This is a genomic window from Bacillus sp. WC2507 (assembly GCF_052656125.1).
The window spans coordinates 3,044,153-3,070,776 of sequence record NZ_JBQXPN010000001.1 but is presented as its reverse complement, the minus strand read 5'-3'; the positions used below and the strand labels follow the sequence as shown (position 1 = coordinate 3,070,776).

25 protein-coding genes, 2 pseudogenes and 1 other annotated feature are annotated in these 26,624 nt (G+C 32.2%); of the genes and pseudogenes, 22 read left to right on the top strand and 5 right to left on the bottom strand.

The annotated features are described in order from the left end of the window. The first annotated feature begins 227 nt into the window (after window positions 1-227). The 7 genes and pseudogenes from ACUN28_RS16445 (at window position 228) to ACUN28_RS16415 (ending at window position 8,090) form a co-directional block, all read left to right on the top strand. Window positions 228-2,366 carry a penicillin-binding protein gene (locus tag ACUN28_RS16445; protein WP_016087688.1) on the top strand — a complete coding sequence of 713 codons (2,139 nt, stop codon included), beginning with the start codon at window positions 228-230 and terminating at the stop codon, window positions 2,364-2,366. 176 nt (window positions 2,367-2,542) lie between these two features. Continuing rightward, window positions 2,543-2,801 (top strand) — a binding site (T-box leader). Between the two features lie 65 nt (window positions 2,802-2,866). Then, on the top strand, window positions 2,867-4,105 hold the full coding sequence (locus tag ACUN28_RS16440; RefSeq protein ID WP_016087687.1) for an MFS transporter: 1,239 nt from the start codon (window positions 2,867-2,869) through the stop codon (window positions 4,103-4,105). Window positions 4,106-4,216: 111 nt separating this feature from the next. Further along, window positions 4,217-5,242, top strand: coding sequence for a serine hydrolase domain-containing protein (locus ACUN28_RS16435; protein WP_016087686.1), 1,026 nt, complete (start codon window positions 4,217-4,219; stop codon window positions 5,240-5,242). Between the two features lie 4 nt (window positions 5,243-5,246). Beyond that, window positions 5,247-5,840, top strand: coding sequence for a GNAT family N-acetyltransferase (locus ACUN28_RS16430; protein WP_016087685.1), 594 nt, complete (start codon window positions 5,247-5,249; stop codon window positions 5,838-5,840). Between the two features lie 219 nt (window positions 5,841-6,059). Continuing rightward, window positions 6,060-6,498, top strand: a pseudogene (locus ACUN28_RS16425) (DUF1453 domain-containing protein). Between the two features lie 79 nt (window positions 6,499-6,577). Beyond that, window positions 6,578-7,084, top strand: coding sequence for a DUF3189 family protein (locus ACUN28_RS16420; protein WP_016087683.1), 507 nt, complete (start codon window positions 6,578-6,580; stop codon window positions 7,082-7,084). A gap of 199 nt (window positions 7,085-7,283) precedes the next feature. Beyond that, window positions 7,284-8,090 (top strand): DegV family protein, encoded by an 807-nt coding sequence (locus tag ACUN28_RS16415; protein WP_016087682.1) that lies wholly within the window; start codon window positions 7,284-7,286, stop codon window positions 8,088-8,090. A 172-nt stretch (window positions 8,091-8,262) separates the two neighbouring features. Here the strand turns inward: ACUN28_RS16415 and ACUN28_RS16410 are convergent, their stop codons facing one another. After that, complete coding sequence (locus ACUN28_RS16410; RefSeq protein WP_016087681.1) at window positions 8,263-8,835, bottom strand: DJ-1/PfpI family protein; 573 nt, start codon at window positions 8,833-8,835, stop codon at window positions 8,263-8,265. Between the two features lie 214 nt (window positions 8,836-9,049). Here ACUN28_RS16410 and ACUN28_RS16405 point away from each other — a divergent pair, with 214 nt between their 5' ends. Further along, window positions 9,050-9,535 carry a DJ-1/PfpI family protein gene (locus tag ACUN28_RS16405; protein ID WP_080117961.1) on the top strand — a complete coding sequence of 162 codons (486 nt, stop codon included), beginning with the start codon at window positions 9,050-9,052 and terminating at the stop codon, window positions 9,533-9,535. 225 nt (window positions 9,536-9,760) lie between these two features. Here the strand turns inward: ACUN28_RS16405 and ACUN28_RS16400 are convergent, their stop codons facing one another. Further along, window positions 9,761-11,191: an IS4 family transposase gene (locus tag ACUN28_RS16400; RefSeq protein WP_445423403.1), complete on the bottom strand. Its 1,431-nt coding sequence runs from the start codon at window positions 11,189-11,191 to the stop codon at window positions 9,761-9,763. A gap of 235 nt (window positions 11,192-11,426) precedes the next feature. Between ACUN28_RS16400 and ACUN28_RS16395 the strand changes: the two genes are divergently transcribed. From ACUN28_RS16395 to ACUN28_RS16375, 5 genes are all read left to right on the top strand, one after another. Beyond that, the gene (locus ACUN28_RS16395; protein ID WP_016134612.1) at window positions 11,427-12,347 is read left to right on the top strand and encodes a Nif3-like dinuclear metal center hexameric protein; all 921 of its coding nucleotides are present in this window, start codon (window positions 11,427-11,429) and stop codon (window positions 12,345-12,347) included. A 532-nt stretch (window positions 12,348-12,879) separates the two neighbouring features. Continuing rightward, window positions 12,880-14,103: a methyltransferase domain-containing protein gene (locus ACUN28_RS16390; protein ID WP_016087677.1), complete on the top strand. Its 1,224-nt coding sequence runs from the start codon at window positions 12,880-12,882 to the stop codon at window positions 14,101-14,103. A gap of 111 nt (window positions 14,104-14,214) precedes the next feature. Next, window positions 14,215-15,513 (top strand): MFS transporter, encoded by a 1,299-nt coding sequence (locus tag ACUN28_RS16385; RefSeq protein WP_016087675.1) that lies wholly within the window; start codon window positions 14,215-14,217, stop codon window positions 15,511-15,513. A 223-nt stretch (window positions 15,514-15,736) separates the two neighbouring features. Beyond that, on the top strand, window positions 15,737-16,534 hold the full coding sequence (locus ACUN28_RS16380) for a MerR family transcriptional regulator (protein ID WP_016087674.1): 798 nt from the start codon (window positions 15,737-15,739) through the stop codon (window positions 16,532-16,534). A 22-nt stretch (window positions 16,535-16,556) separates the two neighbouring features. Next, complete coding sequence (locus ACUN28_RS16375) at window positions 16,557-17,201, top strand: methyltransferase family protein (protein ID WP_016087673.1); 645 nt, start codon at window positions 16,557-16,559, stop codon at window positions 17,199-17,201. A 50-nt stretch (window positions 17,202-17,251) separates the two neighbouring features. On the opposite strand, the gene ACUN28_RS16370 is transcribed toward ACUN28_RS16375, so the two are convergent. Beyond that, window positions 17,252-17,950, bottom strand: a complete 699-nt coding sequence (locus ACUN28_RS16370) for a hypothetical protein (protein ID WP_016087672.1) — start codon at window positions 17,948-17,950, stop codon at window positions 17,252-17,254. A 507-nt stretch (window positions 17,951-18,457) separates the two neighbouring features. On the opposite strand from ACUN28_RS16370, the gene ACUN28_RS16365 reads away from it, so the two are divergent. After that, entirely contained in the window at window positions 18,458-19,258 is an 801-nt protein-coding gene (locus ACUN28_RS16365; protein WP_016087671.1) for a GNAT family N-acetyltransferase, read from the top strand. Window positions 19,259-19,303: 45 nt separating this feature from the next. Continuing rightward, a complete protein-coding gene (locus tag ACUN28_RS16360) occupies window positions 19,304-20,167 on the top strand; it encodes a glycerophosphodiester phosphodiesterase (RefSeq protein ID WP_016087670.1) in 864 nt (287 codons plus the stop codon). A 271-nt stretch (window positions 20,168-20,438) separates the two neighbouring features. Here the strand turns inward: ACUN28_RS16360 and ACUN28_RS16355 are convergent, their stop codons facing one another. Then, window positions 20,439-20,900, bottom strand: a complete 462-nt coding sequence (locus tag ACUN28_RS16355; protein WP_016087669.1) for a DUF2306 domain-containing protein — start codon at window positions 20,898-20,900, stop codon at window positions 20,439-20,441. 174 nt (window positions 20,901-21,074) lie between these two features. Here ACUN28_RS16355 and ACUN28_RS16350 point away from each other — a divergent pair, with 174 nt between their 5' ends. Beyond that, window positions 21,075-21,605, top strand: coding sequence for a DUF4269 domain-containing protein (locus tag ACUN28_RS16350; RefSeq protein ID WP_016087668.1), 531 nt, complete (start codon window positions 21,075-21,077; stop codon window positions 21,603-21,605). Between the two features lie 45 nt (window positions 21,606-21,650). On the opposite strand, the pseudogene ACUN28_RS16345 reads toward ACUN28_RS16350, so the two are convergent. Then, window positions 21,651-22,618: pseudogene (locus ACUN28_RS16345) on the bottom strand (aminotransferase-like domain-containing protein); the annotation flags it as partial. A gap of 99 nt (window positions 22,619-22,717) precedes the next feature. Between ACUN28_RS16345 and ACUN28_RS16340 the strand changes: the two are divergent. From ACUN28_RS16340 to ACUN28_RS16315, 6 genes are all read left to right on the top strand, one after another. After that, window positions 22,718-23,641 (top strand): nucleoside hydrolase, encoded by a 924-nt coding sequence (locus ACUN28_RS16340; protein ID WP_016087665.1) that lies wholly within the window; start codon window positions 22,718-22,720, stop codon window positions 23,639-23,641. 78 nt (window positions 23,642-23,719) lie between these two features. Further along, window positions 23,720-24,178: a GNAT family N-acetyltransferase gene (locus tag ACUN28_RS16335; protein WP_016087664.1), complete on the top strand. Its 459-nt coding sequence runs from the start codon at window positions 23,720-23,722 to the stop codon at window positions 24,176-24,178. A gap of 30 nt (window positions 24,179-24,208) precedes the next feature. Beyond that, on the top strand, window positions 24,209-24,541 hold the full coding sequence (gene cutA, locus ACUN28_RS16330) for a divalent cation tolerance protein CutA (RefSeq protein ID WP_016087663.1): 333 nt from the start codon (window positions 24,209-24,211) through the stop codon (window positions 24,539-24,541). Window positions 24,542-24,571: 30 nt separating this feature from the next. After that, the gene (locus ACUN28_RS16325) at window positions 24,572-25,018 is read left to right on the top strand and encodes an NUDIX domain-containing protein (RefSeq protein ID WP_016087662.1); all 447 of its coding nucleotides are present in this window, start codon (window positions 24,572-24,574) and stop codon (window positions 25,016-25,018) included. Between the two features lie 199 nt (window positions 25,019-25,217). After that, the gene (locus ACUN28_RS16320) at window positions 25,218-25,490 is read left to right on the top strand and encodes a heterocycloanthracin/sonorensin family bacteriocin (RefSeq protein ID WP_016087661.1); all 273 of its coding nucleotides are present in this window, start codon (window positions 25,218-25,220) and stop codon (window positions 25,488-25,490) included. A 102-nt stretch (window positions 25,491-25,592) separates the two neighbouring features. Further along, entirely contained in the window at window positions 25,593-26,609 is a 1,017-nt protein-coding gene (locus ACUN28_RS16315) for a serine hydrolase domain-containing protein (protein ID WP_016087660.1), read from the top strand. Window positions 26,610-26,624: the final 15 nt, after the last annotated feature.

The window sequence follows — 26,624 nt, the reverse complement described above, 5'->3', positions numbered from 1 at the left end:
AATTTGTAAGTTTATTATAAGTTAATCATCCTATGCCGGAATATTCGTAAATTTCACGCACCGTAATATAAATAAAAAAATAAAATAAAAACAGAAACAATAACTACTTTCAGAGCGATTTAAAGGAATTAAAAAGAAAAGTTCGAAACATATAGTATTGAAAGTAAAAACTACATAATTTGTAGCACACCTTTGCCGCAATTAATTGTGAAAGAAAGGAGAGCAACATGCATAAACTTCAAACGAATAAAGGCGCGCGGTATTTTATGGTTGCTTTTATTGTTTTGTTCCTTACTATGATTTTACGTATATTTTATATTCAAGCAGTAGGGGTCGTGCATAATGTGGATGTAAAGGATCTTGCAACTGAACAACATAATAAAAAAGGTGTATTGGAAGCGAATCGTGGCACGATTTATGATCAAACTGGAAAAGTGCTCGTCCAAGATTCCACAACATACCGTGTTGTTGTGAATTTGAATGGTAATGACAAAGTGAAAAATAAAGATGAAACCGCAGGGCAATTAGCTGACGCGCTTGAAATTGATAAAGAAGACGTATTAAAAAATTTCCATGAGGGGCGTACGCAAGTTGAAATCGGAAAAGTTGGTCGGAATTTATCTAGAGAAAAGAAAGAACAAATTAAAAAGTTAAAAATCCCGGGTGTATCTTTTATGACTGAGAAAGCAAGAGTGTATCCGAATGAAGATTTTGCATCTTATATTCTTGGTTTTGCTAGACCTGACAATAAAGGAAATACAGAAGGGAAATTTGGGCTTGAAAAAAGTTTGGATAAATATTTGCGCTCGACAAATGGGAAAATAGAATATGTAGGCGCGCGAAGAGGTATCCCTCTTACAAATGATATAGGAAAAATAGAACCCGCTAAAAATGGAAATAACGTATACCTTACGCTTGATAAACAAATTAATGGTTTTTTAGAAGAAGCAATGAACAAGGCACAAGAGCACTATGATCCTTCTATGTTAGTAGGAATCGTAGCGGATCCAAAGACAGGGAAAGTTTTAGCAATGTCTAGTAAACCTAGTTTTAATCCTAATAAAGGTGATATCGAATACTTTTTAAATGATCCAATCGCAAATGCATACGAACCCGGTTCAACAATGAAAATATTTACGTTAGCTGCTGCAATTAATGAAGGGGTATATAACGGGAAAGAATATTTCCAATCCGGAAAATATTCAGTTGGTTCATCTGATATTAAAGATCATAACGGTGGGTTTGGATGGGGATCTATTACATTTGATGAAGGTTTTGAAAGGTCATCAAACGTAGCTTTTTCTATTTTAGAAGATCAGTTATTGAAACCGGATAAATTTAAGCAATACATGAAAAAATTTAGATTCAACCAAAAAACCGGAATAGATTTACCTGGTGAAAGTAAAAATACTTTATTATTAAATACACAAATTCAACAAGTGACATCTTCTTTCGGACAAGGTTCTACAGTAACTCCTATTCAATTAATCCAAGCAGCTACTGCTATAGCAAATGACGGGAAAATGATGCAACCATATATCGTTGACAAAGTTGTAAATCCAACAAACAAACAAGTTATTATGGAAAATCAACCGAAAGAAATTGGGAATCCAATAAAAAAAGAGACAGCGGACAAGGTAAGGAACTTAATGGAGCGTGTTATTACGTCCTCAAAAGGTACTGGTACAATGTATAAAGTGGATGGTTATCCAATAGGAGGTAAGACAGGAACAGCTCAAATTCCGAATCCTGAAAATGGACGATATATGGAAGGAAAAGAAAATTATATTTTTTCATTTTTAGGAATGGCTCCAATTGATGATCCAGAGTTAATTGTATACTTAGCTATTAAACAACCAAAGTTAAAAGGAGACGAATATGGAGCTCAGCCGCTTGCTGAAATATTTAAACCAGTTATGAAAAATAGCCTTGAATATTTAAAGGTGAAACCATATACAGAAATACAAATGGCAGATGCAACGAAACGATCCCAATTAAAAGTACAAAATTATGTCAACCAATCAATGGATACGGTAGAGAATCGTGTAAAAAAGGAGAAACTACAACCGATAATTTTAGGAGAAGGAAAAATAATGAAACAATATCCGCAGTCTGGCGAAGTAATGAGTGAAGGCGATCGTATATTTCTACTAGGGAATAACGCAAAAATGCCAAATTTACAAGGTTGGTCCATGCGTGATGTTATGTATTTCTCTAAACTATTAAAATTAGATTTAAAAACTACAGGTACGGGCTATGTAACGAGTCAAAGCATTGAAAAGGGACATGATATACAAGAAGGCGATATAATAGAACTAGAATTAGAACCACCGTTACAACCGTTAGCAGAGGCGAATACAAATTAATTTGGGCAATGTGAAGGGTCTATATACAATAGGCTCTTTTTTAATAGATGCAAGTAATTTCACGCACCGTAATTTTTAAAAAAAACAATAAATAAGAGAATAAACAATGAAACTCCATTAAATATCTGATTATTTTTTATTTACAGTTAAAAATAATTGTGATAATATGGAAAAAATAAAATGCAGTGAAGAGAAGAGTAAATAAAATGAATTTTTCACAGAGAGCTCCATTTAGCTGAAAAGGAGCAAAAATTCTTTATTGAATCAAGCCTCTGAGCAGCGCATCGGAATCTATTATTAGAGGGTGGTGTGACGGGAGCTCCCGTTATAGAGCTATGGTATAAGCATGAATCAAAATGCAGTACCAGATAAGGTTAATATGGTGACATATTAACAAACTAGGGTGGCACCGCGATGATACATCTCGTCCCTAAGACTAAAAGTCTTGGGGGTGGGATTTTTTTATTGTTTTAAAACAATTTGGAAAGCGGGGGCCTAAAATGAAAAACTTACTTAAAGATTGGAAATATCCTTTATTACTACTGTCTGGCGTTGGTATTGCGAATTTAGGGGCGTGGATTTACTTAATAGCACTGAATGTACTTGTCTATCATATGGGTGGCTCAGCCTTAGCTGTTGCTACTTTATATGTAATTCAACCATTAGCCGCTGTATTAACAAATGCTTGGTCAGGAAGTATGATTGATCGTTTAAATAAACGGAAGTTAATGGTTCACCTCGATATATATCGTGCGGTATTTATCGTTATTTTACCTTTACTTCCATCACTTTGGATGGTTTATGTATTCGTATTCTTTATTAGCATGGCCAATGCAATTTATGAGCCAACTGCTATGACATATATGACTAAATTAATTCCAGTTGAGAAAAGACAACGTTTCAACTCATTACGAAGTTTAATAGGATCTGGTGCATTTTTAATTGGTCCAGCGATAGCGGGAGTATTGTTAATAGCAAGTACACCGGAGTTTGCTATATATATAAATGCTATAGCATTTCTCTTATCAGGAGTAATTACATTTCTGCTACCTAATCTTGATGAAAAATCTGATATTCATACATCAAATGCCACACTATCTTTAGCTGTACTAAAAAAAGATTGGAACATCGTTTTAAATTTTAGTAAAAAATCTTTGTATATCGTTTTTGTGTACTTCTTATTTCAAGGGATGATGGCATTAGCTGCCGCAAATGATTCACTTGAATTATCATTTGCGAAAAAAGTTTTATTGCTAACAGATAGTGAGTATGGCTTTTTAGTTAGTACCGGTGGAGCTGGAATTATTTTAGGAGCTATAACAAATACAATTTTATCTAAAAAATTAGCGCCTTCATTTTTAATTGGAATAGGATCATTATTCATTGCAATCGGTTATTTAATTTATGCATTTTCAAATGAGTTTTTAATAGCTGCTATCGGATTTCTTATTTTATCTTTCTCTATGGCATATGCAAATACAGGATTTTATACCTTTTATCAAAATAATGTACCTGTCCATATCATGGGACGGATTGGGAGTATATATGGGCTTGTTATTGCGGTCATAACCATTTTGATTACGATTTTATTCGGAGTTGCAACTCAATTCATTTCTATACAACTTGTAGTTATTGTAGGGTCATTAATAATGTTATTTATTACTATCATATTGTGTGTGTTTACTTTATTCCCATCACAATCTAAGTTGTATTCTACTGAATCAATAAATTCGAAATGAACTTTGTGTTCTCATTAACAATTTATCGTATTCAATAAGAGGATTTTTTCCCCTTTATATGGAAAAATTAATAAGGGGAAAGAACAATACCGAAAGACAAGGGTGGTTGTCGTGATAAAAACAAAAGATGAAATTGATAAAATTGTAAAAGAAATACAAAAGAAAATAGATTTCTCTGGAGTAGTTTTAGTAAAAAAAGAAAAAGACTTAGTCTATGAAAAAGCATTGGGTTACGCAAACCAAAGTGAATGTATAAACAATACGATAAAAACAAGATTCGGCATTGCCTCAGGATGTAAAATTTTCACTGCAATTGGCATCTGTCAACTTGTTGAAAAAGGTGTTATTTCTTTTCATACAAAATTAAAAGATTGTCTAGAGATAAAATTTCCAAACTTCGATGAAGATATTACAATACATCAACTACTAACGCATAGTGCTGGTATACCAGATTATTTTGATGAAAGTATTATGGATAACTTCGAAGATCTTTGGAAACAAACACCTATGTATCTATTAAAGAGCTTAAAAGACTTTTTACCATTATTCCAAAACAGTAATATGATGTTTGCACCAGGAAGTAAGTTTCACTACAATAATGCAGGGTTTATCATACTTGGATTAATTATAGAAGAACAAACAGGGCTTTGTTTTACGGAATATATAGAAAAGAATATATTTATTCCACTAGGCATGAATGATTCCGGCTATTTCTCTTTAGATAGATTACCAAGATACACAGCTCTCGGATATATAAAAGATGTAAATAGCCAAAAATGGAGAACAAATGCATACTCTATTCCGATAAAAGGTGGTTCTGATGGTGGTGCTTTTATTACTGCGCCAGATATGCTGAAGTTCTGGAAAGCGTTATTTAACTATGAAATCATAAGCCAAGAATATACAAAAATACTTTTAACTCCTCATATTCAAGTAAATAATAATCAGTCTTACGGCTATGGAATATGGATTGAAACAAGAGAAAATAAGATATTCAAATATCATGTCATGGGATATGATCCAGGCATCAGTTTTCGCTCGGCCGTATATCCAGACTTAGGAATTACATTAGTTATTCCATCAAATAAAGGAGCAGGACCCGAAAAATTAATGATAGAAATAGAAGGAGCTTTTTAATTATATGAATATAGAAATTAGAGCGTATAGAAAAGAGGATGAAACAGGTTGGGTACGTTGCCGTGTGTTATCTTTTCTAGATACAGCATATTATGATAACGTACTTAGAGAGAAAGAAAAATATGAAAATCCTACTATTGAATTAGTAGCTGTATATGAAAATCAAATTGTGGGTTTAATAGATATTGAATATGAATTAGAAGAGCGTACTGTTTGTTCAAGAGGAACTGGTCTTGGTGGTATGATTTGGCATATTGCAGTTCATCCAGATTTCCGTAGAATGAAAATTGGTAATCAACTATTAAATGAGGCAGAAAAGTTAGCGAAAGAACTTAACCTAAATCGATTAGAAGCATGGACTAGGGACAACCTATGGGTTCATGGATGGTATAAAAAGAACGGATTTGTAAACGTAGATTCATATTTACACGTATATTCCGATCATACAGACCAGATAAAGGGTGTAATGAAAAGTAATATAGATCAGTTATATCCAGTTCACGCATTTGCTCATTATACAGGTGAAAATAAAGAAGAGATAAGAAAACAATTTAAGCGGGTTCATGATTGTTTTTGTTTTGAAAAGTATTTTAACTAACAATTCATACGGGTTAAAGGATATATTTATTTTGAATAAAGATGATAAAAGACGTACGAGTCAAAAGTACGTCTTTTTATTTTTAAAAATAATGCTACAAACTGATGGAGAATCACATTCCATATTTTTCAATTTGAAGTAGCTATCGCATTTCAAGTATGGAATAAAAAGAGGTGAATATAATTTTTAAAGGTAAACAAGTATATAGGAGGACACTAAATGGATATTTTACTTGTTATGCTTATTATCGTATTAATGCAAAGTAAGGAACGTAAAGTGAAAGTTAATCGCATTTGGCTCGTTCCGGCTTTGTTGTGCTTTGTAACAATCCAGTCCATTATTCATATGGGACAACTAACTATATTACAATTACTACTATTTGTTGCAATGTTCGGGATTGGATTGGTTCTTGGAGTTATTAGAGGAAAAGCATTAACATTTCGAATAGATAATGAAACGGGTCATGTATTACGAAAAGGAAATTGGTTAAGCACGATGATTCTTCTTGTTATTTTAGGTGCGAAAATTTTAATTAAGCAAAGTATGTTTTCTGGCAGTACTCATTACACACTAATGCTTGTAACGAATGCCTTTTTATGTATCACATTAGGGATATTACATTTGGAAAAAATATAATGAACTAACACAAAAAGTGTAAATACATTCATCCCTTGTTTATCAATGCTGTGAACGGTAATACTAAATAACATTGAACTTTTATAATAAGGGATGATAATATGATATTCATTTACACAGATTTCGGCGGAACACATTCAACTTCACTCGCTGCAGCTTATCATTTAAATAAATTACCAACGGATCGTAAGTTAACGAAAGAAGAAATATTAAATGTAGATTACTTTAATAAATTGAAAACAGAAGATATGGGGAAAATTATTTTTCATGGAATAGATGAAAATGGTAACCCAGTTTATACGATTGGATGCGGCGCATCAAAAGTCGTTGTACCTGCGATGAAGCATTTAGGAGAGATTCTGCAAAAACATTATCAAAGCCATGAAAAGATTATTTTTTCTAATACATCACCAACAGTGCCTTTACCAATGACTTTTGGTGGACTGTTTTCTAGAAGATTTCATATTGACTTTATCGGTGTACCGTTACTTATTTGGGGAGCAAAACTTTGCTGCGATAACGTACAAAGACTTGTTAGTTATACGAAAGAAGCCGGGCGATTGACGAATGATTATGTTGTGATTTTAGATAATGAAACCTTTAAATAATGTATGATAAAAAGAAAATCGAGCAAATTCCTTGATTTTCTTTTTAATTTGTGAAAAAGACAAGAAATATTCACATTTATAATCTATCTACTATAGCCAAATCAATAAAGTCCTGTTACTATTACAGGGATATTCTCTTTTCATAACATAAATATATAGAAAAATTAGAAAAGAGGAATTGAATTAAGGGAGGAACAACATGAAGCGTGTTGCTTGGATTACTGATAGTACAACTGCGAGTTTTACAACAGAAGGAGATAACTTTGTTATCCCAATTGAAGTTATTATTGATGGTGTGTCGTACAAAGATTGTGAAGAAGGTGTGCGTGAGCGCGTTTATAATGCTTTGAACGAAGGTAAAACTGTCACTACATCACAGCCTAACATAGGGGAAATGGTAGAGTTATTTTCGAAGTGCAAAGAAGAATATGAAGAGGGATTTGCAGTTGCTATTAGCGGAAAAGTAAGTGGAACCTATCAAAACATGAAGTTAGCTGCAGAAATGGCAGGTTTCCCATTAACGGTATTAGATAGTGAAACAACAAGTTATCCAATGGATGAACTAATTAGAAAAGCGAAATCGTTATACAATGATGGTATGACTTTACAAGATATACACAAAACATTAGTAGATGAAAAAAGAAGACCTTTCCACGTATTCCCGAAAAGTTTAAAAGGCCTTTACGCAAGTGGACGTGTAAAGGGAGTTCAATTTTTACTTGGAAGTTTATTAAGTGTCAACTTAATATTAGAAGTAAAAGGTGGAGAGCTTTTACTTGAAAAGAAAGTTCGTAAAATCCAAAAATGTCGAGAATACATTAAAAATGAACTTGAAAAAGAATTACCAAAAGTACTTCACATGTTCCATGCTAACGATAAAGATGGAGCTGAAGAATGGATTGCAGATATTAAAAATTCATTCCCAGAAATGGATTTTAAACTATATCCATTACCAATTTCATTTGCGGTTCATGCAGGTGAAGGAACAATAGCAATTAGTTATTAGAAAGAAAACCCGTGAATGATTCACGGGTTTTTTTATTTGAAAATGGTGCACACCACGCCGCCATCAAGTTGAAGTTTTATAGCACTCTAGAACGAAATTTGTATTAACTCGAAACAAAAATCTTATTTTATCGTTTTGGGGAGCAACCACAATTCCTCGACTTGATTTGAGATTAAAAATATAAACCTTTTCCTACCGGCTGAACAGTTTCTAGTACAATATCAACCATTTCTTCATTAAGTAGGGTCCTTATAATCCAAGCTGAGAGTTCTTGAGCAGCAAAACAACCCGCAGCAGTCGAGATATTCCCTTCGTTTACGAAACTTTGTTCAATAACGTCTACATCAAATTCTTTAAGCTGTTCTACTGCGGATGGATATGTAGTTGCTTTTTTGCCAGTTAACAACTTTTTAGCTCCTAATAGTAGAGAACCAGAACACATAGATCCTATTAATTGTTTTTGAGGATCTACATGAATGCTATTAAGATATTCTTGATTTTGATATAGATCTTGTACACCCTTACCACTTGCGAATATTACGGCTTCAGCAGAAGGAATATCAGATAGGCTTCCTGTCATCGGAATACGCAAACCAGACATGGAAATATGAGTTTTTTCCGTTCCTAATAGTTGGACATTCCAATCAGAAATACCGCCTACTAAACGTACACGATTTAATAAATCCCATGGTAGAAAAACATCTATATCAGTAAAGTTATCGAAACAGACTATCGCAATTTTCATTTTCTAATCCTCCATTACTGTTGTTAACGTTGCCAATTAAATTTTCTAACAAAAAATTGCTTTAACAATTGATTCTAACTCCATATGTATGTCCCTTTACTTACAATATAAACTTCTCCTTTTTATGTTCTATATTAAGTTTTATATTCCTGTATATTCCATGTGTATGAAAGAGGTGTTAGCGATTTTTTAACTCCTCTAAACAGAAAAAGATATAAAATCTTTTTCTTGCTTTCTATCGATTTTTTGTACAAAAACAAGAGATGAATGTACTTTTGAGAGTAAAGATCTTTTAATTTTGCCAGGAGGGACTACTTGGAGTGAAGAAATTCATCAACCTATGTTGGAAAGAATTGGCCAAGCTTTAAAGCTTGGCACTATTGTCGCTGCAATTTGTGGTGCAACTGATGCCCTCGCGAATATGGGATACTTGGATAATAGAAAGCATACAAGTAATAACTTAGAATATACTAAAATGGTATGCCCTAACTATAATGGAGAAAAGTTCTATGAGTTGGGATCTGCGGTATCTGATGCGAATTTAGTTACTGCATCAGGAATAGCTCCTCTGGAATTTGCAATGGAGGTACTGAAAAAAATAGATGTATTTACACCAGATGCATTACATTCATGGTATAACCTAAATAAGACTCATAAACCTGAATACTTCTTCCAGTTAATGAATTCAATAAATAAATAAATAAATAAATAAAAAGCTCAATTTCTCTATTTTGATTTGCAGAGAAGTTGGGCTTTTTAATTTGGAATTCCCTTATCGTTGTAAATCCGTATTTTCCTGACGCTACCCCATGCCCATCAAGCTAACCAAGTAAATTACTAGATATGAAATGATCCTTGGTTCAAAACTAACAATTGATAGAAAAGTAGGCATACTAAAGAAGCCTATTAAAATCTGATTTTTTCGCTAGGCAGTTTGTCTATGCTTCACCGTCGTTTTATACACAATCCCTAGAATATCAAAGACGGTCATTTTCTTATACCGATGACATTTACGACCGTTCTTTTTGAGCAATAGATAAAGACGATGCAAAATTTTTAAAAGTTGTTCTGTGCCAATGGCTATCGCTTGAAACAGTAACGGAAAGTAATCTTTAATCATATAAATCGCTTTGTATTCACTTAGCTCCTGCTTTGTTTTTTCAAGCAGAAACTGTCGCATTTGAAACATCGTAGAAGAACAGAGGAGAATGCCGATGAGTTGTCCATATAAATGGCACTCTAGGCGTTCTCTTTTAATATTTTTACATTCATCAATTTCAAAAAATAACTTCCACGTTTTAAACAAAATTTCAATCTGCCAACGAAGTGAATACAGTGAGTGCACGTAGTTCGTTGGTACTCCTTCTAGAGACGTGTTCGTGATATATGCATTCATACTCATTAAACGTTTACTTTTATCCTTCATGACAATGCCTTTTTTCTTTTCACGTATCGCTTGGTTTTTCAGGCGTGCTTGCGTTTGATTATCGGTTAAACGATGGATAATGACACGTGCTGGAAGCTTCTGATTTTGTCCAATGTATGCCTCGGTAATTTCTATCGTTTCACCAGGGATTAGATCTGACATCATTTGTGTCATATCAAGCTGGATGTATTCTGTTTGCTTTTTTAAAGTGCCGTTGTTGAAGTATTCTGGCTCAGGGTTCTTGATATAAATCCGCGTATTCAGCTTCAACCGCGAGATGTAGTAAGCTCCTTTATCATGAATAGTTTGTAAGTCTCCTAAATCGAAGTAACCAAGATCACGTAAACACAAATCGCCGGTCTCTACGGTTTCAAGGCAGATGGTACCGTATGTTTTATCATTATTCTTTCCTGGTCCAAGCTGCACGTTAAGAAATTGACCACTAAGTAAATCATATTCCAATTGGATTTTTACGCCTGCCGTATTACTACTTCCACCTGAACCTTGATAGTCAGTGGCGAAATGATCAGGCAGTTGAAACACTGTTGCATCCAAAATACGGATACGATTGAAAGTAGAGATCATGTGTGCAGAAAGTGAGTGATTTGAACAGAGTTTTTGTTTGAGAAGAGAAGTAAAGACTTCTCGAAGAAATGCGACAGCTGCTGGATTAAAGCGTTGATTCAGTCCTTCTGAGCTCATAAGTACCCCAGTGGAAACTTCTAACTGACTACACAATTGTGTAAGTGATGTGCTAGCAATTTCTTGACTAAGCCATACGCAAAGGGCAATGAGTTCTTTTGCTTGATACTTACTAGATCGTTGTACAAAGCCAACTTGTTTGGCAATATCTTGTAGGACCACTGGAGATAAAAAGTATTGTAGCTCTTGAGCGAAAAGATTCAATCTATTTGAAATGATAGGATTCATCAAAACGCCATCCTTTCTTATAAACTGTTTACAATAAGCATAGCGTTTTTTCATTTTGAAGGTATGATTTTAACTTTGCTTGAAGGGAATTTGGAGGGACCACTTTAAACAACAGGAGTGATTTTTTCATGAAGAAAAATGGGTTTTTTTATGTTAAAATTTTTAAAAGAATATAATAATTTTTATTTTTCTAACCGTTTGTATTGAATTATAAAATTTTTGGGGGAATAATCCTATGGTTAAACTAAGTGAAATAGTGTCTAAACTGGACATTGAACTTGATATAAAATCATTTGGGAAGGATTCTGCTTTCAGTCAATTCATACCAATGGTCTATGAACCTTTAAAGTTTGACTGGAAATCAATTTTTGAAAAAGACTTTGTGGAATTATTTAATGGTCTAATGTTAAAAGGAGATGCAAATGTAAAGAAAATTTTTCTTGCCGTCTTCCCTACAGATGAAGTGTTGGAACGTTTTATAGAAGAAAGTAATAGCGGAGACTTACTTTTTATGCACCATCCCTTATTGATGGAATGTGGAGATCCAAAAGGAGTATGGGGCAAAGGTTTTGTTCCTATAAAAGAAAAATACATTAAACAAATAAAAGAAAAGAAATTATCATTCTATACATGCCATGTACCGATGGATTATCATGCCAATTTAGGTACAAGTGTAGCTATTGCTAAACAATTAAATGCAGAAATTATTGATGGGTTTTTAACAAGTTCTATAAATAATGAAGACCTAGTTCTAATTTGTAACATTGAAGAAAAGAGTACAAGTGAGCTAACTTCTCACTTAAAAGAAATATTCGATATTCCATATGTTGATTTTGAAGGTAAGAACATAAATAACGTAAAGAAAATTGCTATCGTTGCAGGTTGTGGCGACAAAGTAAGTTGGATGGAGGAAGCTGAAAAAAGAGGAGTTCAAGCCTATATCACTGGCGAAATCCATTGCCATATTGATAACGAATATGGTAAACAAAGATACAAACAAATGATGGATTATGTTACTAATACTTCGATGTCTTTAATCGGCGTTTCCCATTCTGCATCAGAATATCTGGTCCATAAAACATTGATGAAGGAATGGTTTGAGAATAACTTTGATATTGAAACAGTTTTAATTCCACAGGAAAAATGGTGGTTATAAAATTATTAAGTAATATTTAAAAGAGCTTGGGAATTCAAGCTCTTTTTTGCGAATTTAGCTGAGAATTATATCGTGAAAACTAGATGTTTTAGTCTGTGCTTATTGCTGAAGTTTTAAGTCTAGCACCCCAAAAATGCAAAAAACAAGCAGAATTTTCATAAATAATTGTAAAAAAGTAAAATTCTCGTTATGGGGGTGTCTTAAAATCTTAGCTTGATGGGCATGTGACGCTACCCCTATGTAACCTTCTACAGTAATCCTACTCCAATAGTTCAATAAAGTAATGCTATAATGTCCGTTTATAAGTACATTTCATTAAGTATAAAGTAATAAATCCATTGAGGTTTAATAATTTTGATACTGATAATATGACATGCATAAAATCAAAATTTGCATGTTATATTATTAGGCACACCAATATAAATAATACCATTTTTTCATTCCGTAAATAATGTTGATAAAAAAGGTGAAAGGATTTTTAAAGATAAAAATAGAAATCTATATAAAAAAATATTTAAATGGTAGGGATATTATGAAAATTGGTAAGTTTGGAGAAGTAAATAACATAAGTATTGATACTGTTAGACATTATATGGATCTCAGTCTCATTATTCCTGAAAAAAAGGGAGGGCACTATTTATTTGATGAATATTGTCAAGCAGATTTAGAACTAATATTACATTACAAAGATCTAGGATTTAGCTTGAATGAAATTAAAGAACTATTTTTTTATAAAAATTTAGCGAAATCTATGAATTACGAAAAAGATACTTTTTACCAATCTTTATTTAAACTGAAATATGACAAGATGGAACAGGAAATAGAACTTTTGGAGAAGAAACGAGATAAATTAAAGGGAGTGTTACATGATTTATTATTAACAAATGAAACTTCTAATTCAATTATAGGGATAGATTTAAGTGTACTACATTTACTTACATGTTCTAAATGTAGTAAAAAATTAATTCTTCAAGATGGAATTATTAATAGTAATCAAATTATTGAAGGAAAGTTAATTTGTAATTGTGGTGAAGAATACATTATTACTTCAGGAATTATAACTGCTGGTAAGTTATTTAAAGCAAATGAGCGGACGTCACTTGATGATACTATTTCGGATTATATTCATGAAACTGATAATGCATATTTGGAAAATATGTATAGAGAAGGGGCATGGGCGAAAAAGAAACTAATACATTTAGATTTAAATAACAAATTAATACTGGATATAGGATCAGGACTTGGGTTCTTTTTGAGGAACATTTATGAAGAACTACCCGAAGATTGCCTATACATCGCAGTGGATCGAGATTTCAATAAACTTTTATTTTTAAAAGATGTATTAGCGAGAAGAAATCCGAGAAGAAACATTCTCTTTATCTGTGCGGATTTTTTGAACATCCCTATTCAAAATCGGTCTGTTGATATCGTAATTGATCACTCTGGTACGAGCAATTATAGTTTTGAGCATGATGATTTTTTACTTCACGAATTAAATCCACTTTTTAAACCTGATTGTTATTTATTAAGTTTATTTATTTTATTTAAAAATTTCAGCTCAAATAGCCAAATTACAAATAACTTTCGAGCAAATTTTACACTTTCAAAAGTAACGAAAGAAATCCAAAATCTACAGTTCCAATCGATTGATGAAAGTACTTCAAATTATTTGAAACGAGGCGGAAAGTACGAGGATTTCTTTGTTCAAGGAGAAGAAATTTATACATATTCATTTTTCGGAAAAAGATGGGGTTAACCCCATCTTTTATTTATTTCCTCATAAAACTTTTCAAATAGTACGTATTGATATTGGGTTAACCCAAGAACTTACACTTAATGTAATACAAAGAAAAGTGGGGGAAATGTTATGGGAAGTTTACGATTACATATAGAAAATAAAAAAAGAAACCTGGAACTAAGAAATATTTGTTTATATTCAATCGCAAAAACAGTATCAATATTCGGTACCTCTATGTATAGTTTCGCATTAAGTCTATATGTTTTACAAATAACTGAATCAGCGTTAAATTTCGCGATAACACTCATATTAGGAACAATTCCAATGATTGTTATGAATCCATTTGCCGGTGTAATTGCTGATAAGGTTAATAAAAAGAAACTCGTCGTTTGTATGGATGTACTAAGTGGCTGCTTATTAATAGCTGTTTATATATTAAGTAGCCATTATGGATTAAACTTATTCATTATTTATACTACTACCTTTCTTATGACGGTATTTACAACCTTTTTTGGAATAGGATTAGAAGCTGCAAAACCCAATATCGTCTCTAAAGAAAGGCTTATGAGTATTAATTCTATAAGTAAAATTATCGATTCTGTATCTTTAATTCTTGGCCCTATGTTAGGTGGCATCGTTTTTTCAGTATTTGATATTAAAACTTTTATAATTATAAACGGTATTTCATTTCTTCTTTCAGGGATAGTATTACTATTTATTCAATTTAAATTGTTCGAGTACAACATAAATGAGGAAATTTCAAAAAGAGGAGTAAATTTTATTAAAGATATAAAAGAGGGGTTTTCTTACTTACTTAAAAAGGATAGCTTAAAGAATACGTTTCATATTTTAATTTCGTTTAATTTCTTCTTAGGCTTCGCTGTAACTGTTCCATTTCCATACATTATTAACACAGTACTCAATCTTAGTTCTAAGCAATTTGGTATCATTCAAGGGACTTTTCCAGTAGGGATGATAATTGGTGCAATTGTAGTAAAAAAGATAACTGATCGTCTTTCTTACTCTTATCTTTTGAAAAAGCTAAGTTCTATGTTGGCAGTTATTATGATTATTTCAGGGATTCCAGTTTTATTCAAAAGCTTTGAAGTGAATGATTTTGTATTCGTGATTACGTATTGTGTTGTTATGATTTTTTTAGGGCTTATTATAGCGTTAATTGATATTCCTTTAATTTATTTCATGCAAAAAGAGATTCCTGATGAATATAGGGGCAGAGTGCTTAGTATTGGATTAAGCTTAGGTAAAATGATGCAACCAATAGCACTTGCAATATCAGGTCTATTATTAAATTATATCCCATCCTACATCATTCCAATTGTAGGTGGATTCTTATATTTAATAGTAATTAAAGTTTCATCAAATCGTTTCACGTTAGAAGTTCATTCGAAAGATTATAGTGCTTCGTAGAATCTTAGGTTATTTATAGAATGGATATTTCTACATCTTTCAAGCTGAGAAAAGCAAATAATATAAAACGAAAAAATGGACTGATTTCCTATGGACAATGTTGAAGAGATTACGTATTCGTTTTAGGGGGCTAAATACAATAAGGAAATTTAACTTTATGGATTGCCCTTCCCCTTACAGGAAGCATTATATTTAAAATAATTAGTAACAGGAGGTGAGTGGTATGCTTTCAATTGGGGAGTTCTCAAAAATATCGCATCTTACAATGAAGACGCTGCGCTACTATGATGAAATTGGGCTTTTAAAACCTGATTTCATAGATGTTAAGAATGGCTATCGCTACTATAATATTTCCCAATTAGAAACAGCTTTATTGATTACACGATTAAAAACTTATTTATTTTCGTTGGAAGAAATTAAGGATATTTTAGCAAATTGGGAGAATACTGAGTTGCTTAATTCTAAAATGAAAACCAAACAAGAAATACTAACACAACAAATTACATTTTATTCTTCTTTATTAAAAAAATTAAAGTTTGATATTCAACAATTAGATGAAGAGGAAAGTATCATGGATTACTTAAATCATATTGAGATTAATCTTGTAAATCACTTAACCTATCATATAGTATCTCAGCGAAAACGAATAAATATCGCTGATTTTCTAACACACTTTAATGGGTTGTTTAGTAAAATTTTATTTGAAAATTTATCACCTATTGCAAAACCACTTGCTATATTCCATAGTTCAGAATATACATCTGAAAATTATGATGTAGAAATTGCGATTCCTCTTGCCGAGGTCACAAATAAAACAAAAGTGTTTTATCCCGGCCTTTGCGCAATGGCTATACTTAATGGATCTTACAATGAATTGCCTTCTATTCATACAAAGCTACATGTTTGGGTTAAAGAAAATAACTATAAACTGAATGGCGCTCCGTTTGAAGTTTATAAAACGAATCCTTATAGCACACTGGAGGAGAATAATATTATAGAAGTATATTTTCCTATAAAATGATTAAAGGAAGGTGCGTATCACAATGTATGGTATAAACCAGCCAACGATAAAAGAAAAGATTTTAATTGTAGTTGCTGAGATTATATACTTATTCATTGCATATTATTTACTTTTCATTATTTATTTCAAACCAGGTATTTCAATAGGGCTTTTTATAGCATTAATTATTACCGCTTTACGATTAACAGCTATGATGTTTATATGGTTGCCTAGAGGGATTGCATGGCAAGAAGCCATTATGAACAGTATTGCTTTTGGAATATATTATGTAGGTTTTCCAATCTTACTGATTACTAGTAATCAGGATCCAAACTTAACATTACTTATAATAGGCTGGATATTATTTTTAGGAGGAAGTATGTTAAACACAGTTTCGGAATTACTTAGAAAACCTTTTAAAGACGACCCTATAAATCAAGGTAAGCTGTACACAGGAGGTTTATTTAAATATGCGATTCATATTAATTATCTTGGGGATTGCATTTGGGTGCTTGGTTTAGCATTAATCTCGAGCAATATTTTTAGTCTATTTATCCCGCTAGGCCTATTCTTAGTATTTGTTTTTGACTATATTCCAAAATCTGATGATTACTTACAAAACAAGTATGGGGAACAATTTACAGTGTATAAACAGAAAACAAAAAAACTAATACCGTTTATTTGGTAAATCAACTTCATAAATTATAAAAAAGCACAGGATCATCATCCTGCGCTTTTTTATCGTAATTCAGCTGTTTTTCTAATCACAATCTTATCAATATCATCTTCTTCATCACCGATAAATAAACCGCGTTCTTTTAAATAGGCCTCAAAATATAAATCTGCTTCTGCACGTTCATCATATGGTTTTATAGATAGAACGAAACCTAATTTGTTTTGTTCCTCTAAATGAGAAGTGGAGATGTAGGCCGGTACATTGTGGCGTAGAAAGAGTTCTTTAACTGGAATTATCATATCTTTCATTAATTTCGTTAACATACCCATTTCAAACTCGAAATTAAAGCGATCTATGCTACATAAATCAGCGAACACTACACCGATAAAACCTGTATTAAATACTTCTTGATATTCTGCTTCTTCGTTACTGTAAAAATTCTTTTCGATTAAATAATTTACAAAATAAGCAACACCGTCACTTTGTTCAAATGGTTTCGTTGAAAGAACAAAGCCGATTTTCTTTTGTTTATGTAAATACACACATGACATGTATGCTGATATGTTATGTTCTTTAAATAGAGAACTTGTTGCCCCAGAGAGACCATCTAGTACGTGATGAACAATTTGAAGTTTTTTACGAGCGAAATAATAGGATTTCTTTTGTAACTCCAATGTATCAATAAAGACAGAGCCGATAAAGCCTGTATTTGAAATAATAGGTGTTTGCTTTTTTCTTCCTCTGCGCTTTGCTTGAGCCATTGTAAAAATCATCCCTTCATGTACAATTAAAATAAAAAGAACATTTGTTCGTATATTTATATTTTACTATTAAAACGCTCTAAAGTAAAGGGTTTTTGACGAAAAAACAACAAAAAAGACACCTATAAAAGGTGCCTTGAACGCGGTAGGGAAGAGGGTTCATCCCAACTATTTATATTATGATACAGAAACAATCTCTTCTGTATCTTCTACATCTAAATGACAGTCCATAGTACGAACATCTTGATCTTCATGACTTCCGAAATAAATAGTAATTTTCATATGTATCGCTCCTTTATTCTAGGAATACCTAAAATAATTACTAGTAATGTTAATATTTATTATATACCACTTTTTTCATTCCGACAACGTTATATCATTTTTAATTCTTTTAGGGCGCAAAGAGTGATGTATAGAGCTATTTTTATAGAAATAGGTACATTTCTTATATGTTATATTTAATATTGAAGGAATCGAATACGGATTTTTATGAAAGGAGCAAAATGAATGAGTTATAAACAGTTACTAATAGATAATTTTACATATAAAACCTCATATATTGCGCGGCAGGTACATGGAATGGATGTAAAAGAAACGAAGGATTACATTGCTGTCAACTGTGGTTTACCTGCAGATACATTTAATATCATTACTTTACTAAACAATGATCTAACGGAAGGCATTGAGAAACTATATAAAGTGGTAAACAACTATAATCAAAAGAAACTTCCAATGAGTGTTTGGTTTTGGGATGATAGGCATGAGCAGACTATAAAAAGCGAATTAATAAAACTTGGCTTAAAAGAAGCAGAACAAAATATCGCGATGGTAGCAGACTTAAAAACAATTCATCCAACAATAAACATGCCAGAAGGTTTTACGATACAAAAATCATCTTCTTCAGAACAAATTAAAAAGTTTGGGGAAACATTAGCTAATCTATTTGGTAAATCAGAGGAAGGTACACATGTACAAGCGTTCTACAATCAAACCGCTTCTTTCGATTTATGGAATAGTGAAAATATGAAACTGTACTTAGGTCTTTATAAAAATGAAGTCGTATCGGTTGGTTCATTAATATGTACAATAGATAGTATTGGTATTTATGATATAGCAACTAAAGAAGAAATGAGAGGAAAAGGATTTGGCTCTACTATGTTTAATTACTTGTTGCAAGAAGCAAAAGAATTGAAAGTTTCTCAATGCGTATTACAAGCTTCACCTGATGGGATTAATATTTATAAAAAGACTGGTTTTCAATCTGTAGGACAAATGACTGTTTTTGAAAATCGACATTTAATTGAATAAATCATCCAAATTAAACTACTTTCATGTAGGAGTTAATACATCATTATGAAAAAGATATATATCGTTACAATCATTTGCACCTTTATAGTAATAGGTACTTTTGTTTTTCATAAAGTAAATGAACTTAAGTACACGAAAGCTATTAGTCAATCCAATCATATAAAAAACATTGCACATAGAGGCGCTTCTGCGTATGCGCCGGAACATACATTACCAGCTTATACATTAGGACAACAATTAAAAGGAGATTATATAGAGATTGATCTTCAAATGACAAAAGACGGACATCTAGTAGCTATGCATGATGAAACAGTAAATCGCACTACAAATGGCACGGGGCTAGTTAAGGAACATACATTAGAAGAAATAAAGCAACTAAATGCAGGTTCTTTTTTCAATGAAAAGCATCCAAATTTAGCAAAGAAAGAATTTGAAGATGCTAAAGTTCCAACACTAGAAGAAATTATTGAAAAGTTCGGGCATAATGCTAATTATTACATTGAAACAAAATCGCCAGATGAATATCCCGGTATGGAAGAAAAGCTATTAGAAATGATAAAGCACTACGAAATAAGTGATAAAGTTATTATTCAATCATTTAGTAAAGAAAGTCTGCAAAAAATTCATAGTTTAGATGTTAATATACCTCTAGTACAATTATTATCTTACAAAAAGGCAGTCCAATTAACTGAATTAGAAATAAAAAAGTATAAAACGTACTGCATCGGTCTTGGTATGAACTACAAATATATTGATTCAGCTTATGTAACGAAAATAAAGAAACATGGTTTAGAAGTCCATCCATTTACTGTAGATAATGAAGCAGATATGAAAAAGCTACTTTTATGGGGCGTTGATGGGATGTTTACGAACTACCCGGATCGTTTACATTCGTTATTACAATCTTAAACTATAATGGTGTAATTATCACTGAACCAATAAAACAAGTACCCATAAGAATACAAAGATAGTTCGTGATCCAAATGGTAACATCATTGAATACATAGAGCCGATATTGAAATGAAATCCGAAAAAGAATCCAATATTTTTATTGGATTCTTTTTATTTAACTCTAAGTGACTAACTTAAAGCAATACGATTTTGAATTTATTAATAAAATATTACATTGAGTATGATTTTTCATAGTAATCATCAGAAAGTAACGAAAATGTAATGAATTTTAACTACGCTTTTTATATTTTTTTGATACACTGGCTACGAGAGGAATACCGATTAATGTAGGTAAAAACCAAAACCATATAGGTGGCAGTAAATTAATCAAAGGGATATGAATACCGACGTTTACTAAAAGTGCGGTTACCGCACCTATATAAGAACCTAACATACCTCTAATATGGTGATGGAGCCAATTTTTCCAACGTTTTTTTCGTGCAAGGTAGCCATAAATCGCAAATGCATAAGAGAAAATTGCTACATAAAATAAATATGCGATTTTATCCCAGTTAATAATGGATAATATAATTGCAGTAACGGTGATGACAACATAGGATGCATGATATATTTCACCCCATTCCGTATGTTTTCCTTTTTTCTTTTGAGCAACCATCGCTATAATACCGGTGAGTAAACATATTGTTCCAAATAATATGTGGATGGTTAAAAGAACGTTGAAAATGCTCATAATAATTCCTCCTTTTTTATTTTTATAGTATTGCAGAATAGGAGAAAAGTTGAAACGTATTCTTTATTCGCCTTAATATATTGAAATAAAGGTACTCCTAGAACAAATAGAAACGGACAAATATTTTTTGAACTTAGCGAGACACGTATTACGTGAAAAGAAGGAGAGACTTCCATGTTTACATCTATTTCATATTTACAATCTGGGAATGAGAAGCAACAAAAAGTGTATGATGTTTTGAATAAACTAAACATTATGGAGGATTTAACTTTGTATAGTCCGGTTCTTTGCGGGACAATTCCTATTAGAATTGATACTCTTCAATCTGACTTAGATATCGTAATGGAAGTACATAACTTTGATGTTTTTGAACAGGAAATGAGATCTTTATACGGTTCTTATAAAGGATTCAAAATAAAAAAGAAAAAAATTAAAACTACCGAATCGATAAAGGTAAATTTTGAATTTGAGGGTTTTGAATTTGAATTATTTGCTCAGCCTAAACCAGTGCGTAACCAAAATGCATATAGACATATGATAGTAGAGCACATGCTATTAATGCAGCATCCCCATATAAGGAGAGAAATTATTCGCTTAAAAGAGAACGGTTTAAAAACAGAACCTGCTTTTGCTCAAGTATTAAATATTGACGGAGATCCTTATGACGAACTTATTTTATTGGGACAGGAAATGAGATTGTGGTAAATAGGATACACAAAAACTCCTCTATAAATAAAAGAGGAGTTTTTGTTATGCCATTAGCTTACGTATTAATTCACTCAACAATTTAATCCCGTTAGTCATTTGTTCTAGAGAAGCATATCCATATGATAAACGAATGTATTGATCTGATTCTTCTTCATAGATTCGTCCTGGGTTTAAAAGAATTCCTTTTGATAGTGCCTCTGAAAATAATTTCTTCATCGGAATGCTAGGTACAATCTTTAGCCATATAAAAAATCCACCACTAGGAATATCCCAAGATGCAATGTCTGTACAATACTTATTTAATGATCGTATCATGATTTGTCTTCGTTCTTTTAGTTGAATTCTTACGTTCGCTACATGATCCTCATAAAAACCTTTATGTATCCATTCAGCAGCAACTCTTTGAGATAAAGAGCTAGATCCATAGTCTGTTTGCATTTTTATATCTGACAATCTATCAATTACAGGTTCTGGTCCAATAATCCATTCAATTCTAAGTCCTGGGCTAAGTGTTTTAGAAAGACTACCAACATATAATACATGTCCATGTTTATCTATCGACTTTAAAGGAGCTGGAGGTGGTTCATCAATCCATAACTCTCGGTAAATATCATCTTCAATTATAGGTAACTGTTCCTTTTCACATATTTTTATTATTTCTTTTCTTCGTTTTTGAGACATTAATATCCCCGTCTATATTAAATGCGTGTTAATAACTCGTTAGATAAAATACCGTGATGATCCATAGATATACCAGATAGATTTATATTTGCTGATTGAAATACATGAAGTGAATATCTATGTAAAAGACCAATTGATATTAATTGTAGTGCTTGTAATGCACAAGAGACGATTAATATAGAACTGGCTGATGCATGTATTCCAAATGATTTTACGTATTTACTTATTGCTTCACGTAACGGTAAAAAACCTTGTTGTTCTTCGTATCCAAAATAATCTAATTCGTCACTTACACTTTTCATAATGGACTGCATAGTTTCTAGCGGAAAAGTTGTTAGTAATATTCATATAAAATTGTATAGTTTAATTATATTTTCACATATACATAATTAACATCATCTATTTTCCTTATGAAAGGGCGGGATTTCTTGGAAAAAGTATTATTTTTCGGAGACCCAGGTATTGATGACTCGTTCGCCATTATGTATGGTTTATTGCATCCCGAAATTGAAATTGTCGGTATTGTAACCGGATATGGAAATGTTGAACATATACATGCTGCGCATAATGCAGCGTATATTTTACAGTTAGCAAATAGACAAGACATTCCTGTAATTAGCGGGGCAACAAAACCACTTACAGAAGAAATTACAGCATATTATCCTGAAATTCATGGACCAGAAGGATTAGGTCCTATTCATGTGCCAGAAAGTGTATTGTCTATCCCGATATACAATTTTGGTAGTATTGCTTCGATTCTTGTAAAGTACGGAAAGGATTTAACAATTGTCGATGTAGGCAGATCTACTTCGTTAGCGATTGCTTTTAATTTATGGAATGATTTAATGCTGAATGTAAAAGGAATCTATTTCATGGGTGGTGTCTTTTTAGAAGTAGGTAACGTTACGCCATTAGCAGAGGCAAATGTGTATGGAGATCCTATAGCAAGTAAAATTATTTTTCAGCAAGCAAAGAATTTATTTATATTCCCTTTGAATGTAACAAATAAAGCTGCGTTAACTCCAAATGTATTTAACTATATCCAAGCTAATTCAAAGAATCCATTTCATACGATAATGAAACCGATGTATGATTACTATTTATCTGCATACCAAAAACTTAATCCATCTATCGAAGGGCCTTTGCTACATGATGTGGTTGCTATAAGTGGATTAGTTAACCCAAGTTTTTTTAAATTTGCGCATCGTACAGTGAATGTAGATACATTCGGAGATACGAAAGGACAAACATTTGCTGATTTTCGCCCTAGCTCTTTATCTGAAGGAGCCCGTATAGCTTTAGAGATAGATGAACAAAAATTCATTCAAGACTTTATAAAAATCATGTTATAAGTTGTTGTCGAAAAAGGAAGTTATTTCACTGTGTAGAATATAAAAACATATATTCTCTGTATAAAGGAGCTTACAATATTGAATGTCCAGTTAAAGGTTGTTACGAGAGAAAATTGGGAAGATGCATTAAAGTTACAAGTTAAAAAAGATCAAAGAAAATTTGTCCCGATTGTAGCAGTTTCACTTGCTAAAGTGTATATAAAACCAGATGGTGACAATGTGGAGTACATACCATTTGCGATTTACGACGGCAATCTAATAGTTGGTTTTATTATGCATGCTGTTGTAAGAGAGACAACTGATATGTATTGGATAAACGGTTTTATTATCGATCAAAAGCAGCAAGGTAATGGTTATGGAAAAGCGGCGTTGCAAGAAAGTATTTACTTAATAAAAAATACATGTAAGGCGTGTAAAGAAATTAGATTAACAGTACATAAAGATAATATCTCTGCAAAGAAACTATATGAACAGTACGGTTTTCAACCATTGGGATATGATTATGATGGAGAGCAAGTATATCGTTTATTCGTTTAAATATTATGAAGTAAAGGTGTGAAAGGAAAGATGCAATTTTCGGAAGTGAAAATCGAAGTGTTTATTCCTGAAGGATACATTGAGATATTACGGAATGAACTAAATAGAATTGGAGCTTGCAAAACAGGAAAATATGACCATTGTCTTTCCTATAGTTCCGTGAAAGGATATTGGAGACCATTAAACGATGCATCACCTTTTAATGGAGAAATAGGTCAAATATGCGAAGGGCAAGAATGTAAAATTGAAATAAAATGTAAACGAGACCTTGTAAAGGCTGCACTTGAAGTGATTAACGAAATTCACCCGTATGAAACACCTATGATTTATATTATCCCTATATTAAATGACTTTTTTAATTAAATATAAAAAAATGACTAGGAGGAATAACAATTGAAAAATAAATTTCATCATATTGTACGAGCTGTTATGATTAAGGATAAAAAATTGTTAGTGGCTGAATATATTGGCCAGCATTATTTTTTACCTGGTGGTCATGTTGAAGTTGGCGAATCAGCTGAGAATGCATTAATAAGAGAAATACGAGAAGAACTCGGAGTAAACTGCAGTATAAAACAATTTTTAGGTGTCATAGAAAATCAATGGGAAGACCGAGAAGTCCTTCATCATGAAATCAATCACATTTTTGAAGTAGATTCTTTAGATTTACATATTGATTTCATACCAAAATCTAAAGAGTCTCACTTAGCGTTTCACTGGATAGATTATAATCAAGAAGCTTTAAATATGTATAAAATCATGCCAGTGCCTTCAGTTAAAGAGTTGCTAGAAAGAAAATTAAGTGATGAACTACTAAACTGTTGGATTAGTAATTTTTAAACCTTTCTATTAATTGTAAATACGTCCATCGAAAGATAATAAAGAAAATAGGCTAAAAAACAAGGTACATCACCTAGTGTAAGTTCATATTTTGTTGATGTACGTATTTAGTCTATAGTCTTGTTTCTACTTTGTTTACAAAGATATATGAAATTTAACATTTGGACGGAATTTATTTTTATAAATGGAGGGTTTCGTAATGAATCAGTTTCAACAAGAACTACAATCATTAAACCTAAATGATTATAACTCGGGTAATGTTGTGTATTGGGATCAACTACAACAAAATCAATATCCATATTACTACATTCAAGATGATGCACGTCGTTGCGGAGGATGCGGTGGTTGCGGAGGACGCTGTGGTGGATGTGGCGGCGGAAGATGCGGAGGTTGTGCAGGACGTTGCGGCGGATGTGTAGGCTGCGCTGGATGTTTCAGCTGCTTTAATTGCTGGAACTGGTGGGTTATTTAAGTATAGAAAATCAATAATATTTCATATGAAAGAAAGGTGTAAATACTATTTTATACTTTTCTTTCATGTTGTAATTTTTTATTCGTGTTAAGGGGGATTTATTTGTATACATACGATAAATTGATTTCTTGGGTAGAAAATATAAAAGAAGAAAATCATAGTTCTGCAACAGCACTGTGCATTATAAAAGATAATAAAATCGTACTAGAGCATTATAGTGGCCATCATTCAAATACATCTACAAGTAAAAAAGTAACAGCACCTTCACAATTCAACGTTGCTTCTGCGAGAAAAAGTTATTTAGGTTTAATGGTAGCATATGCACTTTACGAGGGGAAAATAAACTCTATTGATGATGAAGCGATAAAGTATTTTAAAAACTTTGATCCTGTATTACTTGGTAAAACAACGATAAGACATTTAGTAACCCATTCGCACGGTTTAGGAGAAACGCATGACGGGACAGTTTTTCGTGAATTTGAACCTGGACAAGCTTGGGCGTATAGAGATATTAACGTAAGAATGATTACACGTCTTATTTATCAGCTCTATAACAAAAGTTTTCCTGAATTGTTAAAGGAGCGTGTATTTGACCTAGTTAACTTCCAAGAAACAGCTTGGAGAATTCAGCAAGATGAAAATTTAGTTAAAGTTATTGATAATCCAAATGAAGACGCGATTAGTGAAATTGGTACGGTAGATGATGGTACTGAAAAAAATCTATTTGTTTCTGCTAGAGAATTTGCTTATTGGGGTAACCTTCATTTAAATAAGGGAATGTTAAACGGTAAACAAATTGTACCAAAAGAAGTGATAGAAATTGCTACAAGCTTGCAGAGTCCGACGTATAAAAATAATGAGCTACCCCAAAACGGATTGTTTTGGTTCGTTCAAAATGAACCTGCACAACTAAGTGAACTTGGTGAACGAGTTCCAAAAGGAGCATATCAAATATTAGGAATTACAGGACCGACTCTTTTAGTAATACCTGAATATAATGTAGTTGTTGCGAAAATGTATAATAAAAGATATAACTACGGCGGTGATAATTATTTATATTATTTACGTGAATTTAGCAATTTAGTCGCTGATACATTTCGTAACAGTAATAGGGCATAATTACTCCTATAATGG

Excerpts from the sequence above, each read along its gene's own strand:
- ACUN28_RS16445 (WP_016087688.1), top strand. The coding sequence starts at position 228 with ATGCATAAACTTCAAACGAATAAAGGCGCGCGGTATTTTATGGTTGCT.
- ACUN28_RS16440 (WP_016087687.1), top strand. The coding sequence starts at position 2,867 with ATGAAAAACTTACTTAAAGATTGGAAATATCCTTTATTACTACTGTCT.
- ACUN28_RS16430 (WP_016087685.1), top strand. The coding sequence starts at position 5,247 with ATGAATATAGAAATTAGAGCGTATAGAAAAGAGGATGAAACAGGTTGG.
- ACUN28_RS16420 (WP_016087683.1), top strand. The coding sequence starts at position 6,578 with ATGATATTCATTTACACAGATTTCGGCGGAACACATTCAACTTCACTC.
- ACUN28_RS16415 (WP_016087682.1), top strand. The coding sequence starts at position 7,284 with ATGAAGCGTGTTGCTTGGATTACTGATAGTACAACTGCGAGTTTTACA.
- ACUN28_RS16410 (WP_016087681.1), bottom strand. The coding sequence starts at position 8,835 with ATGAAAATTGCGATAGTCTGTTTCGATAACTTTACTGATATAGATGTT.
- ACUN28_RS16400 (WP_445423403.1), bottom strand. The coding sequence starts at position 11,191 with ATGAATCCTATCATTTCAAATAGATTGAATCTTTTCGCTCAAGAGCTA.
- ACUN28_RS16395 (WP_016134612.1), top strand. The coding sequence starts at position 11,427 with ATGGTTAAACTAAGTGAAATAGTGTCTAAACTGGACATTGAACTTGAT.
- ACUN28_RS16390 (WP_016087677.1), top strand. The coding sequence starts at position 12,880 with ATGAAAATTGGTAAGTTTGGAGAAGTAAATAACATAAGTATTGATACT.
- ACUN28_RS16385 (WP_016087675.1), top strand. The coding sequence starts at position 14,215 with ATGGGAAGTTTACGATTACATATAGAAAATAAAAAAAGAAACCTGGAA.
- ACUN28_RS16380 (WP_016087674.1), top strand. The coding sequence starts at position 15,737 with ATGCTTTCAATTGGGGAGTTCTCAAAAATATCGCATCTTACAATGAAG.
- ACUN28_RS16375 (WP_016087673.1), top strand. The coding sequence starts at position 16,557 with ATGTATGGTATAAACCAGCCAACGATAAAAGAAAAGATTTTAATTGTA.
- ACUN28_RS16370 (WP_016087672.1), bottom strand. The coding sequence starts at position 17,950 with ATGGCTCAAGCAAAGCGCAGAGGAAGAAAAAAGCAAACACCTATTATT.
- ACUN28_RS16365 (WP_016087671.1), top strand. The coding sequence starts at position 18,458 with ATGAGTTATAAACAGTTACTAATAGATAATTTTACATATAAAACCTCA.
- ACUN28_RS16360 (WP_016087670.1), top strand. The coding sequence starts at position 19,304 with ATGAAAAAGATATATATCGTTACAATCATTTGCACCTTTATAGTAATA.
- ACUN28_RS16355 (WP_016087669.1), bottom strand. The coding sequence starts at position 20,900 with ATGAGCATTTTCAACGTTCTTTTAACCATCCACATATTATTTGGAACA.
- ACUN28_RS16350 (WP_016087668.1), top strand. The coding sequence starts at position 21,075 with ATGTTTACATCTATTTCATATTTACAATCTGGGAATGAGAAGCAACAA.
- cutA (WP_016087663.1), top strand. The coding sequence starts at position 24,209 with ATGCAATTTTCGGAAGTGAAAATCGAAGTGTTTATTCCTGAAGGATAC.
- ACUN28_RS16320 (WP_016087661.1), top strand. The coding sequence starts at position 25,218 with ATGAATCAGTTTCAACAAGAACTACAATCATTAAACCTAAATGATTAT.